Below are 15,173 nucleotides of genomic sequence, written 5' to 3'. Positions count from 1 at the left end.
AGCGGATGGCTTGGAGGATTACATCTTTCATTCGTACCGTGGCAGCTGCAACGGCCATGCTCGCCTGCCTCACGCTGGCGGGCTGCGAGTCGCAGGACGGCAGATCCGTCCACTTCACTGCTGCCGGCGACATGGGCCTGGGCAGGGGAGCCAAATCTGTGCTGGACGTGGTGGCACGGCTGAAACCCGACTTTAGTCTTGCGCTCGGAGATCTTTCCTACCGGGCCGGGGCCGAGGAGGAGTTCTGCGCGATGGTTACGGAAAAGCTTGGAACAGACTTCCCCTACCAGCTGGCGACCGGCAATCACGAGAGCAATGGCAAAGACGGGAATATCACCAATTTTGTGCAGTGCCTTCCCAACAGGCTCCCCGGCCTTCAGGGTGAATATGGCAAGCAGTGGTACGTGGACGTCCCCCGGGAGAAGCCACTGGTGCGGCTCATCGTTGTTTCACCCGGCATTCCATTTCCCGAAGGAGTCCTCGATTACTCGGCGGACAGCGAACGCGGGCGGTGGACGGAGTCCGCTATCGATGGCGCCCACAACAGTAATATCCCCTGGACGGTGGTGGCCATGCACACCCCATGTTTGAGCCTGGGGCATTACGGCTGCGTTGCCGGCGAACCGTTCACCAATCTCCTGCTCAGTCAAAAGGCCGACCTGGTCCTGACCGGCCATGAACACGTCTATCAGCGGACGCACCAGCTGGCTCTGGGCAAAGACTGCCCGGAAGTGGTGGCAGACGTAGTTTCAGAAGCGTGTATGGCGGATAGGGACGACTCCATGAAGAAGGGCGCGGGCACCGTTTTCGCCACCGCCGGCACTGGCGGCGTGAGACTCACCAAGATCAACACCGACGACCCCGAGCTTCCCTACTTCGCGAGCTGGCTGGGAGCCAACGAGGACAATGCGCGGGGTACGTTGGATATCACCGTTACCAGCCGGCGCATGGACGTAAAGTTCATCCCCAACAGAGGCAGCTTCAGTGACGCGTTCAGCATCGAAAAATAGAGGGCTGCTCAGAACTCGAAGCGCATCCCGGCGGAGGCTTTTGGCAGGTTCTTCAGGAATCCCTCGGCCACCTCGCGGACCTGCTTGTTGCGTTGGGTCGACGCGCCGGCCAGGAGGCCGAAAGCGTCCGGATAGGAGCAGCGGTTGCGGCCCATGATCACACCGCAGGCCACGTCGATGGACGTCCGGCCTTCCAGCAGCGCCTTCAGGTTGTCCCCCGCGGACCGGACGCTTTGGACCTCGAGTGCCAGTTTCAGGCTCTGCGACGCAACCCGGGCAAACCACGTTGCCTGGCTGATCGTGCCGGGATCGAACCGGACCTCCGGCGGTGCAAAGAATGCCAGGGCTGCAGTGGTTCCGGGGTCAAGCCGCAGGGGAACGGCAACCACCTCGCCGTAGCCCGCATCGAGGAACCGGCGCCGGTAGGCCTGCCATCGCAGCGTTGTTTCGGCGGCCTCCACCACGATGGGACTCTCCGCCGCCGCGGCCTGCTTCATCGGGCCGCCATCGAGATCCTGTTCCAGGTAGCCCAGGCCCGCGGCCCGTCCATTGTTGGCCGCCCGAACGGGAGCCGCCTGGGCCGCGGCCAGCATGACGGCACAGTCAATCTGGACCCCGACTGCCTGGGTGAGGACTACAGCTGCTGCTTCTGCCAGTCGCCTCAGGGAGGCTGCCTCCGTGTCTGCGTCCGTGACCAGGTCCAGCAGGAACCCGGAGGGCTCAAACCACGGCTCGTCGGGCACGCCCGCCGCCGACCCCTGCCTTCCGCCGTCGGCCTTCAGCACCCTTCTGCTGGTGCCCTGCACATGGACTGTCATTCTCGCTCCCCCTCTGAACGGCGCCCGAACCGACATGGTCCGCGCGCTGCACCTCGAACCTAACGCGAGGGCAGAGGTGGGGGCACGAGTAGTGAGTACTCGATTTTTCACGGGTGGGGGAGCCCGGTACCTGTCCGGCTGAAAGGCTAGGCGGCGCCGCCGGCTTCCAGCCACTCCAGGAACGTCTGGCGTCCGACGGCGGCACCCGCCGCCGGGATGAGCCCACCTTTGCGCATCGCTTTGCCCATGGGGCCGGGGACATGGAGCGGGACCACCCGCTTCTTTTGCCTGGTTTTGGCGAGGTAGGCCTTGACCAGGTCTTTCAGCTGTTCCGTCCTGGGCCCGCCCAGGTCCGGGACCCTTCCTTGCGGCCCGGTTTCGGCGGCAGCCACCAGGGCCATGGCCACCTCCTTCGCCGCGATGGGCTGGGTGAACATTTTGGGCACGAACACCGCGGGGCCTGCGGAAGCGGCTTTGACAGTCATCGGCACGAACTCGTGGAACTGGGTGGACCGGAGGAGGGTCCAGGGGATGCCGCCGTGCCTGACTTCGTCCTCCTGCACCAGCTTCCCGGCGTACAGTCCTGAGTTGGCGTTGTCGATGCCAACGATGGACAGCGCAATGTGGTGCTTCACGCCCGCCTGCTTCTCCGCCGCCAGGAGGTTCTGGGTGGCGTTGGTGAAAAAGTCCACGGCTTTCTTGGTGGAAGCGGTCCGGATGCCCGAGACGTCGATGACTGTGTCGACGCCCTGGAGCGCCTGGTACAGGCCGCGGCCGTTGACCAGGTCCACACCTTCCGAGCGGCTGATGCCCACCACATCGTGCCCGCGCTCCCTGGCAATAGCGACGACGTGGTGGCCGACTGTACCGGTTCCCCCTGCAACGGCAATCCTCATAAACGAAATCCTATGCCTGACCTGCCGCACTATGACGCCCGGCGGGCCGTGAGCTGTCCAGCAACGGCACGCTGACGTCGTCGTACTCCATGGCGCTTATTACTTGCCTTCCACCGAATGGGCTCATGGCTTCATTCCGTGAAATGGGTGGAAGGGGCGCCGCCCGGCAGCTGCTGCAGCATCGTTTCGGCCACTACACGGGCTTTGACGTTTCGGTGGCTGGAGGCCTGGGCGAGGATATGGAAAGCGTCCCGGTAGGAGCACCGGTTTTGTCCCATGATCACTCCGCAGGCAACATCGATGGAGGTACGGCCCTGCAGGGCCGTCTGGAGGTGTTCCGCCGCCGACTGTGCTGCCCGCAGCTCTGCTGCCGACAGATAGCTGCTGGCCCCCAGCTTGCTGAAGGCGCTGGCAGCAATAATGACGCCGGGAGCGAATACATCGTCCGCCGGGGCCAAGAGCGTCAGGGCTGACATGCTTTCCGCCTGAAGATGCAGCGGGACCGAGAGAAGCGACCTGTAGCCGGCCTCGGTGAGAGGGTGCCAGGGGGAGGGCCACCGCGGATCCGCCGAGTAGCTGTTGACGATGACCGCGAGGTGCCCGGCAAGCGCGCGGGACACCGGGCCGTCCCCGCTGCTTTGATCCGCTTGGGCAAGACCGATGGCGCCGCTGCTGGTGCCTGACACCAGCGCCGCCTGGCCGGGACGGACAAGGGACACGGTACAGTCCAAGGTGCATCCGGCCAGCTCGGACAGGGCTGACGCTGCAGCCAGCGAGAGGAGCTGGAGGGAAGCTTCGTCGCTGCAGGCACGAAGGTCCAAAAGAATGCCGAATGCGGGCGGCGGCGTTGAGCGACCGCGGAAACAGGCTGCTCCGCTGGTTCCGTCAGCGGCCCCGGTCTGAGGGTGCGCCCGCTTCGGGCGCAGCTCGATTTCCACAACCTGCTCCCGTCACCAGCGGGCGTCCTGGGCGACACCTCTTGCTGCAGGTTACGGGGCAGGGAGTCGAAGTGCCCGAGTAACGGATACTCGACTTTTCCGGAGGGCATTACTGCGTGGTGCCTGTTCCTCAACTCCTGCGTGTCTCAGGACTGGCCCGCGGGCGCCAGGGTAACGAGGACAATGCTCAGGCCCACGATCAGCGTGAGGATGCAGGCTAGGACTTGGCTGTGTCTGCCCCGTGCGGGAGCACCACGTCATCGGCGGCGCTCGCCGCCGAGGGGAACAGAAGGAGCAGGAGGCCCAGGCCGGTTGCCGCGCCCACAAGCTGGGCCAGGACGAACGCGGGCACGGAGGCCGGTGCGATGCCGGCGAATGTATCGCTGAAGATACGCCCGATCGTCACCGCGGGGTTCGCGAACGAGGTCGAGGACGTGAACCAGTATGCTGCCCCGATGTAGGCACCGACCGCAGGTGCGGCAAGGGCTCCCCGCTTGGTGGCCGCGAGGGTGAAGATCAGCAGGATGAGGCCGGCGGTCGCCACGACCTCACCCAGCAGATGCCCGCTACTGGCGCGGTCCTTTCCGGAGATGGAAGTCCCCACCTCAAACATGGCGTTCGCGACCACACTGCCGCTGATGGCTCCGAGCGTCTGCGCGACTACGTAGGTGCCGAGCTCCGGCAGGGTCAAGCCGGTGCTTTTGCGCCGCCCCAGCGCCCAGTCAACAAGCGAGACCACAGGATTGAAGTGCGCGCCGCTGACCGGCCCGAGCACGAGGATCAGGACGGTCAGGCCCAGCGCAGTGGCCGTGCTGTTCTGGAGCAGCTGCAGGCCGGTGTCGTTGGGAGAGAGTTGCTGGGCCATAATCCCCGAGCCCACCACGATCATCACGAGCAGGCTGGTGCCAAGGACTTCGGCGATGGCTCGGCGCCACAACGGCGGCTGGTTTGTAGTCATGGCACCAAGCTTGACCGAAGATATTAACTCAGTCAAAATTGAGTCAATGAAAACTGAGCCAGTGGACGCTTTCCAGCGGCGGGTCGCCAAACACGCGGCCCTCGCCGATCCCGCGCGGCTGCGCATTGTTGATCTGCTGACCCTCGGGGACTTCTCGCCCACAGAGCTCCAGGCGGAGTTGGGTATGCCGTCAAACCTGCTATCCCATCACCTGCGCGCCCTGGAAGGAGCGGGTGTGGCAACCAGGCACCGCTCCGAAGCCGACAAGCGCCGCAGCTACATCCGCCTGGCTGCCGGTGGACTGGAAGGGCTCGCCCCCGGCGTCGAATACGGCGCCACCCGGGTTCTGTTTGTCTGCACGCGAAACAGCGCCCGTTCCCAGCTTGCAGCTGCGCTCTGGCAGCAGGTCAGTGAGATCCCCTCCACCTCTGCCGGAACCCACCCGGCCGACCGCATCGCCCAAGGAGCCATCGACGTCGCCCGCCGCAATGGCGTTGACCTCCCGGAGGTTCCGCCGCGAAGGCTGGGCCCGGTGACTGATGGCGACTTGGTTGTAACCGTCTGCGACAACGCCCACGAAGAACTCGCCACCCTCGGCGGCGTTCACTGGTCCGTACCGGATCCGCTCCGGACCAACACGGAGGAAGCCTTCCAGAACGCCTTCAACGACATCTCCAGCCGCGTTAACGGCCTCGCACCCCGGATGCACGCCGCGTGACGCAGGCGTAGTCGGCACATATTGACAATCATCAATGTATCGTCCGATACTTCCTATATCGATCAACTTCAATATGGTGCAGGACGTGCGGCGTGATGGTTCAACCACCGTTCCACCCACTGAGTTACAGGAGCAAAACAATGAGCACCGAAACCGCCAGGAAGCCCTCCGTATTGTTTGTCTGCGTTCACAACGCGGGCCGTTCCCAGATGGCTGCCGCCTTCCTCACCACGCTCGGCAAGGGCGAGATCGAGGTTCGTTCCGCCGGTTCCCAGCCCGCCGAAAAAATCAACCCCGCCGCCGTCGAAGCCATGGCAGAGCTGGGCATCGACATGTCCGCCGAGGTCCCCAAAGTCCTCACCACCGAGGCGGTGAAGGAATCGGACGTCGTCATCACCATGGGCTGCGGCGACGAATGCCCCTACTTCCCCGGCAAGCGCTACGAGGACTGGGTCCTGGAAGACCCGGCCGGCAAGGGCGTCGACTCCGTCCGCCCCATCCGCGACCAGATCAAAACCCGCATCGAGGGCCTGATCGAATCCCTGATCCCCGCTGCATCGCCACCGCGTTAGTTGAAGAACCCACCCACGCCTGAAACCCGGAACAGGGGAGGAGGTGAGCCTCATGACGACAGGATGCTGCGGCGACTCCGGTTGCTGCGACGACGATCAGGACTGCTGCTAACCGCCAATCCCGGGGCACCTGCCGGCCCTGCCCGGCTGGCAGGTGCCCCCGAACCACCGACACCGCTACGGATGAAAGAGGAAACCATGGATTCAGCGAGGCACCTGCGGGTCGCCGTGATCGGTGCCGGCCCTGTCGGCCTGGCCGCCGCGGCCCACCTTCTCGAACGGGGCCTCGAGCCGCTGATCTTTGAAGCCGGTGCCTCCGCCGGGGCTGCCATCGAGCAGTGGCGCCATATCCGGCTGTTCTCCCCGTGGCGGTTCAACACTGACGCCGCCGCCGTCCGCCTCCTCGAAACCGCAGGCTGGGAAGCGCCCCCGCCCACCGCCCTGCCCTACGGAGGCGAGCTGATCGACAACTACCTCGCGCCCCTGGCCGCACTTCCCCAGATCGCCTCGCGGCTGCGGACAGGTGCCCGCGTCACTGCCATCACGCGGCAGGGACTGGACAAAACCCACGTCCGTCACCGAGACGCCACGCCCTTCGTGGTCCGGGTCGATCACTCAGACGGCGTAACCCGGGACCATACAGTGGCAGGAGTTATCGATGCCTCCGGCACCTGGTCCACCCGCAACCCGCTGGGCACCTCGGGCCTTCCCGCCCTCGGCGAAGACAGCGCCCAGGACCGGATCTCCGCTCCGCTGCCGGACGTCACCGGGCGGGAACGTGCTTCTTTTGCCGGCCGCCGCGTCCTCGTGGTCGGTGCCGGCCACTCCGCCGCCAACACCCTGAGTAACCTCGCTGACCTGGCCAAGGAAGAGCCGGACACGCGGATCCTGTGGGCTGTTCGCGGTGCGACTGCCGCCAAAGTCTACGGCGGCGGTGACGCTGACGGGTTGCCCGCCCGCGGCCAGCTCGGGGGCAGGGTCCGCCGCCTCGTGGAGGCCGGAAAAATCGAGCTGCATACCGGCTTCGGGATCAGCTCGATCAAATCCCTGGAGTCCTCCGTCACCGTTGGTGCCGTGGACGGCCGCACCCTCGAGGCCGACGTCGTGGTCCCCTGCACCGGATTCCGGCCCGACCTGGACATCCTTCGCGAACTCCGCCTCAACCTGGACTCCGCCGTCGAAGCCCCCACCGAGCTCGGCCCGCTCATCGACCCCGAATTCCACTCCTGCGGAACTGTCCCGCCGCACGGCGCCAGGCTGCTGGCCCACCCGGACAAAGATTTCTACATTGTCGGGATGAAGTCCTACGGCCGCGCGCCCACCTTCCTGCTGGCCACCGGCTACGAACAGGTCCGCTCCGTCGCCGCCGCCCTCGCCGGCGACCAGGCAGCAGCCGACACCGTCCACCTGGAGCTCCCAGAGACCGGGGTCTGCTCGACCGACGCCGGCACCAGCTGCGACGTCCCCGCGGCATCGGCAGCAGGGACCTCCGCCTCTGCTGACTCCGGTTGCTGCGCCGCGCCCGAACCGGTGCTGGTCGGCTTCCCGACCGGGCTTTCCCATGGCCGCTCCGGTACCGACTGAGCCAAACCCTGCACCCGCTATCGGACCGCTGGTTCGAGGCACTGACAAAGGAAACAACGCACTCATGATCACCGAAACACCGGGCACCCGGAAGGCTCCCGCCGTACTCTTCGTCTGCAGCAAGAACGGCGGCAAGTCCCAGCTTGCCGCCGGCCTCATGCGGGATCTTGCGGGAGACGCCGTTGCTGTCTATTCCGCCGGCACCAAACCGGGCAAGTCCCTGAACCCCCAGGCTGTGGACTCCCTGACCGAACTCGGCATCGACGTCACCGGCGAATACCCCAAACCGGTCACCCAGGACGTACTGGACAGCGTGGACGCTGTCATCGTTTTGGGCACCGAGGCCAAGCTTGAACCGCGCGAGGGCAAACGCATCGAGGTCTGGGAAACAGACGAGCCCTCAGAGCGGGGCATCGAAGGCATGGAGAGGATGCGGCTGGTCCGGGACGACATCAAAACCCGGGTGCAGGCGCTCTACAGGGAGCTCACCGGGAACTAGCCATGCCCGCAAACCTCGGCTCCGTTGGAGGAGGACAGGTGGCCGGCCGGCTGCTGTCCGCCGGCCTGCTGATCAGTGCCGGGATGATCGCGGGAGGCGTCCGTGGCTGCCGGAGGCTGCTGCAGGCCACGACCGTTGCCGACCGGCGGGGACCGAGCATCAACGAAGAGGCCGAATTCCCATCGGAGCAGCTACAACAGAAGCTTGAAGCCATTCTTGGGAAGCCGGGGCAGGCGTGGTCCTTCCGGGTGCTTAACGGCGATGTTTCCAAGGCCCTCAGCCGCCTCGCCGAGAATGCCGGTGCAGCCCTGCTTGTGGTGGGGGCAGGCCGGCCCGGTTCGCTGGCGCGGCTGGACCGTGCCCTCGAGGGGTCGGTGTCCGCGGCCCTGATCCACCGTCAGCAGCGACCCGTCCTCATCATCCCGGAGCCCGGTAACCAGCCGGCCCGATAGGACAACTGCGGCGGCCAAGCCAGCTGTCTGAGCGTCCGGCCATCTTCGCCACCTCCGGGCATGTCACTGCCGGACGGTCAATCCTCGCACGAAGGGTGCTTTTCCCAGGGCTGTCCGTTCGAGTTGGTCGACCAGTTGCACGTCCACTTGGGTGTCTACTACGCCTGCTTCCTTCAGCGCGCGTGATACTGCGCCGCTGACTCCTTCGGCGGAGGCTCCGGGGGCGAGGCCGGAGAGGAGCACGCGGAGCCTTGAGGGCTCCTGGATGACCTGCCACCCGTTGCTTCCGGCTTCATCGAGGACGTGGTGGAACACGATCGGATGGATAATCACGCTGGCTGCCTTGCCTGGCAGGTGCAGGACGTCTTCGATCCGGCCTTCGATGTCCTGCAGCAGGGTGAAGGAGCGTCCGCAGGGGCAGCCCCGTCCGCCGAGCTTTACGGTGTCGGACATTTCGTAGCGGATGAGCGGAAGGGTCCGGGAAAACAGGACTGTGACGAGGAGCTTTGCCCCGGTTGTTCCTGCCGGTACGGGGCTTCCGGCCTGGTCTACAGGTTCGATGATCAGCAGGTCTTCATAGACGTGGCGGTTCCGGTAGGTGCAGGGGGAGGCGATCCCTGCTGTTTCGGTGGCGGCGTAGACATCGAAAGGCTTGCTTCCCCATGCAGCCTCCAGTTCCGCGGCGGTGTGGGGGCTGAGGACCTCGGATGCCGACATGACGCCTTGCGGGGATATACGCAGCCGTCCGGCGCGCTGCTCGGCGGCGAGGGGTTTGAGTGCTGAGGCGTAGCCGACCAGGATCCTGGGCTGGAACCGGTTCAGTGCGGCGACGTTCCCGTCCATGGGTGCGGTGACGTCCAGGCGGAGGGCGGGGACGACTCTGGAGCGCACGGATGCTCCGACGACCGCAGACTGGTGGGTGGGGACGCGGGAGCTGATGAGGGCCATTTTCAGGGGCCGGGTGAGCCCGGCGGAGATCCCGGCCCAATCGTTGGCGCGGGCGTACGAGGCCAGAACGGCCGCCCATTCGGTGCGGTTCCAGATAAAGGTTCCGCGCCGGCCGGTTGTCCCGGCCGTTGCTGCGGCCCACCAGCGGCCCTGCCAGGGCTGCCCCGGGTCTCCTCCGCTTTGCGTCAGGGCTCGCAGATGGTTTTCCAGGTCAGCGAGCTTCAGGTCCGGTGTGGTGACGGCCTCGTCGAAGTGGTCCATCAGGTCCGCTTTCGTGACGGGCGGCAGCTGGTCCAGCGGCGCGTCGAACTGGCCGGCGTGGCGGCGCCGGTAGAACTCGGAGCCGGCGTAGGTTGCACGGCGCAGTTCCTGCAGGGCGTGTTCCTGGTGAACGGTGATCCGGGCAGCGTCCCAGTGGTCCCTCCTCCGCCACGCGGCGCGCAGGTACAGCACGCGGGCGATGAGGCGGAGGTCCATGGCGGGTTGCCTAGCGGGTGCCGGCCGGGGCCAGCGGCTGGGCGGCACGAGCGGTGGTGGGCTCGGGTGTCTCCGGCCGGGGAAGCCGGAGTCTCTTGAGAAGCAGGGCGTTGACGGCCACCAGGAAGCTGGAACCGGACATCGACAGCGCCGCGATTTCCGGGCTCAGGGCGATCCCGGCGAAGGCGAAGACCCCGGCGGCGATGGGCAACGCTATCGCGTTGTACCCCACGGCCCAGCCCAGGTTCTGGCGCATCTTGCGCAAGGTGCCTTTGCCGATCCGCAGCGCGATGGGAACGTCCAGCGGGTCCGAGCGCATGAGGACGACGTCGGCCGTTTCGATGGCGACATCGGTGCCGGCGCCGATCGCGATGCCGAGGTCAGCCTGGGCCAGGGCGGGGGCGTCGTTGACCCCGTCACCGACCATCGCGACCTTCTTGCCCGCCTGTTGCAGCTCGGCGATCTTCGCTGATTTGTCCCCGGGGAGCACTTCGGCGATGACGGTGTCGATGCCCAGCTGGCCGGCGATCCTGCGGCCGGTGGCTTCGTTGTCTCCGGTGAGCATGACGACTTCGATCCCGGCCTCGTGCAGGGCCGCGACGGCGGCGGCCGCGGTTTCCCTGGCGGCGTCCGCCATGGCGATCACGGCGGCGGCCCGGCCGTCCACTGCTACGAGCACCGCGGTACGGCCGGTGGCGGCAAGTTCGTCACGCACGGCGGCCAGCGGTCCGAGGTCGATGCCCTCGCCGGCCATGAGTTTGCGGTTGCCCACCAGCACCCGGCGTCCATCCACTGTTGCGCCGGCACCGTGGCCAGGAATGTTCAGGAAATCCGACGCCGCAAGCACGGGCACGTCCTGTACTTGGGCATGGCGGACCACGGCCGCGGCAAGCGGGTGTTCGGATTCCCTCTCGACTGCCGCCACCAGCGCCAAAAGTTCGTTCTGGTCAATGCCTTCCACGACGACGTCGGTCACTTCCGGTTCGCCCTTGGTGAGGGTGCCGGTCTTGTCCATCACCACGGTGTCGATCCGGGCCGAGACCTCCAGGGCGGTGGCGTTCTTGAACAGGACGCCGCGTTTGGCGCCCAGCCCGGTGCCCACCATGATGGCCGTTGGTGTGGCCAGGCCGAGCGCGTCGGGGCAGGTGATCACCACGACGGTGATGGCGAACAGCATGGCGGCCTGGAGCCCGGCACCGAGGGCCAGCCATGCGGCGAACGTGACGGTCCCGCCGATCAGGGCGACCAGGACGAGCCAGAAGGCGGCCCTGTCGGCCAGCCGCTGGCCCGGTGCCTTGGAGTTCTGGGCTTCCTGGACGAGGGCCACGATCTGCGCCAGGGCGGTGTCGGCGCCGACCTTGGTGGCCCGGACCCGCATCGTGCCGGTGGTGTTGATCGACGCGCCGATGACTTCCGAGCCGATGGTTTTGGTCACCGGCAGGCTCTCGCCCGTGACCATGGATTCATCGACCTCCGACTGGCCGTCCTCGACTTCCCCGTCGACGGGGATTTTCGATCCCGGCCGGACCAGCAGCAGGTCCCCGGCCTGGACGTCGGAGGTGGGGATCTCCACCGTGTCGCCGTCGCGGATCACCACAGCGACCGGAGGGGCAAGCTCGAGCAGCGTACGGATGGCTTCGTTCGCCCCGCCGCGGGCACGCATTTCGAACCAGTGTCCCAGCAGCACAAAGGAGGCCAGGACGGTCGCCGCTTCATAAAAGACTTCACCGCCGCCGGTGAGGGTGACCCAGACGCTGTAGAGCCACCCGGTGCCCACGGCGATCGCGACAAGAACCATCATGTCCAAGGTGCGGGCTTTCAGCGCCCGGTAGGCGCCGTCGAAGAAGATCCACGCCGAGTAGAAGATGACCGGCAAGGACAGGATCAGGGCGATCACGTCGTCGCGGAGCCCGAACGGTGTCGGGGCGGTGAATCCGAGCATGTCCCGGCCCATCGGGGACCAGAGGGTCACGCCGATGGAGAGGATGGCGGCGACCAGGAACCGGTTGCGCATGTCCTTGACCATGTCGTCCATCGACATTCCGGCGTGGTGTCCGCCGTGGCCCATCATGTCCTGCGGAGTCCCGGCCATCTCACCGTGTCCGCCCGGGCCGTGGCCGGTATGCATAGCGCGGTGATCGTGCTCCATTGGATGCGTATCCTCGATGTGCGGCGCTGCACCGGGGTGGGTATGTCCGGCCTGCGGCTGGGCCGTGCCCTTCCGGACGGTGCCATGTTTCAGCGCGGCGGTATCCGCCGCTTCGTCCATGGGGTAGCAGACGTGGTCGGGAACCGATTCGCCCCGGCAGTGGTATCCGCAGTCCCGTACCCACCCGGAGATCTGCTCCACGGAGGTCATTGAGGGGTCAAAACTCACGGTCGCGGTCTGCGCGACCGGGTTCGCCTCGACAACGGCAACTCCAGGCCGCTGAGACAGCACCCGTTCAATCACTGCTTTGGAAGTGGCCCAGTGCAGGCCGCGGACCTCCACGACAGTGCGTTGTAGAGCCGTGCCAACTGCGTCGGCGCCGGATTTCGGGTCAGCAGACATGGTGCCGTCGTCCTTAGGTCAAGAGGGATCCGGGGAGGACAGCGGGCCGTCTACCCGTTGCCGGACCTTCACTGCGTGAGGCTTTCGCCCGGGACGTCGCCGACCGCCTAGGCCCCGCGGCCGCGCCGGAGCACCGTGAGGCGGGCGCTGTACTCGCTCTCGTCGATCTCTCCGCGGGCAAACCGTTCGGCGAGCAGATATTCCGCGACGCCGCCACCCGGGGTGCCGCTGTCGTGTCGGCGGTTGCCTGCGCCTAGGGAGCGGGCGAGGAGGACGAGGGCGGTGATGATGGCTCCCCAGAACAGCACAACGCTCACCCCCATCAGGATGTAGCCCCAGACGCCCATGTTCCCATCCCAATACATCATCGGTGTTTTCCTCCCTGTCCGCGGGCATGCCAAGCTGCCCGTGCAGTTCACTATCGTCCGTCCCCGCTGGGGGCGTCAGAGGCTTTGGTCCCGCTTGGCGGAGGCGGTCCGGAGGGGTGCCCCGTTGCCCGGCCCGGTGCCCGGTCCGTTCATCACATCCCCCGGGTCAGAGCGCGTGCTGGCGGAGGTGGCATTGCTGGATCAGTTCGACGGCTTCATCGATGTCGTCGGTGCACCGCAGCAGGCGGATGTCATTGGGGGCGATGAAGCCCTGGTCCTGGAGGCGTTCCCGGATCCAGGCCATGAGGCCGGCCCAGTGCCCGGTTCCGATCAGGACGACGGGGAATTCGTGGATTTTTCCGGTCTGGACGAGGGTCAGGGCTTCAAAGAGTTCATCCAGGGTTCCGAACCCGCCGGGAAGGACGACGAAGGCCGAGGCGTACCGGACGAACATGAGTTTCCTCGCGAAGAAGTACCGGAAAGTCATGGAGACGTCCAGGTAGGGATTCAGCGACTGTTCGCGTGGGAGTTCGACGCCCAGCCCGATGGAGGTTCCGCCCGCTTCCGCCGCGCCGCGGTTGGCCGCCTCCATCAGGCCCGGGCCTCCTCCGGTGATGACAGCGAACCCGGCCTCGGCGAACCGTGCCCCCATCGCCCGGGCTGACGTGTAGCGGGGGTCCTCCGGTCCGGGCCGTGCCGATCCGAACACGGCCACTGCTTTCCCGAACCGGCCTGAGAGCAGGCGGAACCCGGCGTCGATTTCTGTGCTGATCCGTTCCATCCGGGCAGGGTCATCGGCCGGGTCAGCCAGCACTGCCAGCAGTTCTTCGTCCGTCATCTTCATGCCGGTGCCGCTTCCGGGTGCATGCGGCAATTCAGGTTGTGGTCGCCTGCTTCTTTGGCGGTGAGGCGTCCGTCTTCGATGGTGATGACCCGTTTCCGGTTTTCCTGGCAGGCCGTTTCGTACAGGAGCAGGGCCACGTCCTGGCCGGTCTTGGCATCCAGGTTGGCGGTGGGTTCGTCGGCGAGGATCAGCCGGGGGTCATTCGCCAGGGACCGGGCGATGGCCACGCGTTGCTTCTCCCCGCCGGAGAGGTCCCGGGGCAGGTTCCGCAACGCAACCGGTGCCCGAGACACCGTCCTGATGTATTCGCCGATCTTGCGAAAGCCACCCCTCCGAGGCTGATCAGCAGCCGGGTCTTTTCCTGGACCAGGTTCTTTATCGCCAGGAACAGCATGGCGCCGTCCCTTCGGCCGTGTACGGCGGCCGGCAGCGATCTCCGAACCTCCGTTGAAGGTTGCCACCGCAAGTCCTGTCCTGTCCTGTCCAGTCCCGGAAATGGCAAGCGGGCTAACAAGTCCTGAGGGTGATGGTGTCGATCAACTTCCCGTCAGTCCTGACTTGGCTCCATCAGTTGGCCCCCACAAGATCTGCGTGAAAACTCTGCATTGTGGAACGCTGCAGCTGTGACCATCAAGGGCATCTAATAGTTAGATTCGCTGCCCCGGCGCCGTGGTCATGCGAACTTTGGAGCTGCTGACATGTCAGGCCTTCAACCAAATGCAGATTGGCTAGTTCAAGGTAACTGTTCAAGAGTGACGCGTTAGTGACTTCAGCAAGACGGAGATTGGCGCCTCTAAAGTCCGCACCTTGCATGTTCGAGTTTCGAAATGAGCCGAAAGGAATGTTCGAATGATTGAACCTGGCTCCGCGAAGATCCATCTGTGAAAAGTCCATGTCGTTCAAATTGATGCTTGAGAGGTTTACTCCGCGGAGACTTAGTGTGCACACAGAATCCGGGGAATTCAAACTACTGCACACGGAATCTGACTTGATCTCATCCTCGCGGTTACGACGCCCAATCACGATGGCTGCGGCTTCAACGTCTGCGGGAGCCATCTGCGATCTGGCCGCTTGCCAATCCCGAGTGTTCGGGGTGTCGACGACTGGCGACTTCTGCCGCAGAAAGGACGCGAGGCTCTCCATGATTGCCTTGCGGTCTTGACGCGAATCCCGCGCGATGCTCTCTAGTGCATAGATACCCCCGACCCGGACGGTGACGTTGTCGCTCCCGACTTGGTCAACCGCTCTCGTGAACCGTTCGGTAATCTGGCCTTGCCGTGCGACTTCAACTTGATCCTGCGTACTCACCACCTGCTGCCAAGCCAAGAGCAGGGTCACTAGAACAAAGGCACCCCCTAGGGCTTCCGCGAAGGTCTTAGCCATTTCGAGCTGCAGCCTACGGCGTTCGACGTCAGCTGGCGGCAGATTACGAGGAACAAACCGGCCAGGTAGCAGCAGGGCAAGCGTCATTGTGGCTAAGAAAGATATACCCGCTACGAGCCAAAACCATTCCATAGCAGTTCCTTGTCCAGGGACCCTC

At 65.5% G+C, this 15,173-nt stretch carries 15 protein-coding genes and 1 pseudogene; 6 read left to right on the top strand and 10 right to left on the bottom strand.

All coding sequences use genetic code 11. The features are described from left to right. Positions 1 to 38 precede the first annotated feature (38 nt). Positions 39 to 1,010, top strand: coding sequence for a metallophosphoesterase (locus tag FBY31_RS08590; protein WP_235012979.1), 972 nt, complete (start codon positions 39 to 41; stop codon positions 1,008 to 1,010). An 8-nt stretch (positions 1,011 to 1,018) separates the two neighbouring features. On the opposite strand, the gene FBY31_RS08585 is transcribed toward FBY31_RS08590, so the two are convergent. The 4 genes from FBY31_RS08585 to FBY31_RS08570 form a co-directional block, all read right to left on the bottom strand. Beyond that, on the bottom strand, positions 1,019 to 1,828 hold the full coding sequence (locus tag FBY31_RS08585; RefSeq protein WP_142039356.1) for an ANTAR domain-containing protein: 810 nt from the start codon (positions 1,826 to 1,828) through the stop codon (positions 1,019 to 1,021). Between the two features lie 146 nt (positions 1,829 to 1,974). After that, positions 1,975 to 2,724 (bottom strand): SDR family oxidoreductase, encoded by a 750-nt coding sequence (locus FBY31_RS08580; RefSeq protein ID WP_142039352.1) that lies wholly within the window; start codon positions 2,722 to 2,724, stop codon positions 1,975 to 1,977. Positions 2,725 to 2,855: 131 nt separating this feature from the next. Next, the gene (locus FBY31_RS08575) at positions 2,856 to 3,662 is read right to left on the bottom strand and encodes a GAF and ANTAR domain-containing protein (RefSeq protein WP_142039349.1); all 807 of its coding nucleotides are present in this window, start codon (positions 3,660 to 3,662) and stop codon (positions 2,856 to 2,858) included. A gap of 217 nt (positions 3,663 to 3,879) precedes the next feature. Next, positions 3,880 to 4,620, bottom strand: a complete 741-nt coding sequence (locus FBY31_RS08570; protein ID WP_142039346.1) for an aquaporin — start codon at positions 4,618 to 4,620, stop codon at positions 3,880 to 3,882. Positions 4,621 to 4,666: 46 nt separating this feature from the next. Here FBY31_RS08570 and FBY31_RS08565 point away from each other — a divergent pair, with 46 nt between their 5' ends. The 5 genes from FBY31_RS08565 (at position 4,667) to FBY31_RS08545 (ending at position 8,445) form a co-directional block, all read left to right on the top strand. After that, complete coding sequence (locus FBY31_RS08565) at positions 4,667 to 5,338, top strand: arsenate reductase/protein-tyrosine-phosphatase family protein (RefSeq protein ID WP_142039344.1); 672 nt, start codon at positions 4,667 to 4,669, stop codon at positions 5,336 to 5,338. Between the two features lie 140 nt (positions 5,339 to 5,478). After that, positions 5,479 to 5,910: an arsenate reductase ArsC gene (locus FBY31_RS08560; protein ID WP_142039341.1), complete on the top strand. Its 432-nt coding sequence runs from the start codon at positions 5,479 to 5,481 to the stop codon at positions 5,908 to 5,910. Positions 5,911 to 6,108: 198 nt separating this feature from the next. Further along, positions 6,109 to 7,494, top strand: a complete 1,386-nt coding sequence (locus FBY31_RS08555) for an FAD-dependent oxidoreductase (RefSeq protein ID WP_142039339.1) — start codon at positions 6,109 to 6,111, stop codon at positions 7,492 to 7,494. A gap of 64 nt (positions 7,495 to 7,558) precedes the next feature. Then, positions 7,559 to 7,993: an arsenate-mycothiol transferase ArsC gene (locus FBY31_RS08550; protein ID WP_142039336.1), complete on the top strand. Its 435-nt coding sequence runs from the start codon at positions 7,559 to 7,561 to the stop codon at positions 7,991 to 7,993. Positions 7,994 to 7,995: 2 nt separating this feature from the next. After that, positions 7,996 to 8,445 carry a universal stress protein gene (locus tag FBY31_RS08545; RefSeq protein ID WP_235012978.1) on the top strand — a complete coding sequence of 150 codons (450 nt, stop codon included), beginning with the start codon at positions 7,996 to 7,998 and terminating at the stop codon, positions 8,443 to 8,445. A 63-nt stretch (positions 8,446 to 8,508) separates the two neighbouring features. On the opposite strand, the gene FBY31_RS08540 is transcribed toward FBY31_RS08545, so the two are convergent. The 6 genes and pseudogenes from FBY31_RS08540 to FBY31_RS08515 form a co-directional block, all read right to left on the bottom strand. Then, a complete protein-coding gene (locus tag FBY31_RS08540; RefSeq protein WP_142039333.1) occupies positions 8,509 to 9,870 on the bottom strand; it encodes a phenylacetate--CoA ligase family protein in 1,362 nt (453 codons plus the stop codon). A 10-nt stretch (positions 9,871 to 9,880) separates the two neighbouring features. Next, complete coding sequence (locus FBY31_RS08535) at positions 9,881 to 12,421, bottom strand: heavy metal translocating P-type ATPase (protein ID WP_142039330.1); 2,541 nt, start codon at positions 12,419 to 12,421, stop codon at positions 9,881 to 9,883. A 107-nt stretch (positions 12,422 to 12,528) separates the two neighbouring features. Then, positions 12,529 to 12,789, bottom strand: a complete 261-nt coding sequence (locus FBY31_RS08530; protein WP_200833335.1) for an SHOCT domain-containing protein — start codon at positions 12,787 to 12,789, stop codon at positions 12,529 to 12,531. A 166-nt stretch (positions 12,790 to 12,955) separates the two neighbouring features. Further along, on the bottom strand, positions 12,956 to 13,633 hold the full coding sequence (locus FBY31_RS08525) for a TIGR00730 family Rossman fold protein (RefSeq protein ID WP_142039328.1): 678 nt from the start codon (positions 13,631 to 13,633) through the stop codon (positions 12,956 to 12,958). A 142-nt stretch (positions 13,634 to 13,775) separates the two neighbouring features. After that, a pseudogene (locus FBY31_RS23305) lies at positions 13,776 to 13,884 on the bottom strand (ATP-binding cassette domain-containing protein); the annotation flags it as partial. Between the two features lie 379 nt (positions 13,885 to 14,263). Further along, complete coding sequence (locus tag FBY31_RS08515; protein ID WP_142039323.1) at positions 14,264 to 15,148, bottom strand: pentapeptide repeat-containing protein; 885 nt, start codon at positions 15,146 to 15,148, stop codon at positions 14,264 to 14,266. Between the last annotated feature and the right edge of the window lie 25 nt (positions 15,149 to 15,173).

It is taken from the genome of Arthrobacter sp. SLBN-100 (assembly GCF_006715305.1).
GTDB lineage: Bacteria > Actinomycetota > Actinomycetes > Actinomycetales > Micrococcaceae > Arthrobacter.
The sequence above is the reverse complement of the archived record's forward strand: the minus strand, read 5'-3'. Positions and strand labels throughout refer to the sequence as shown.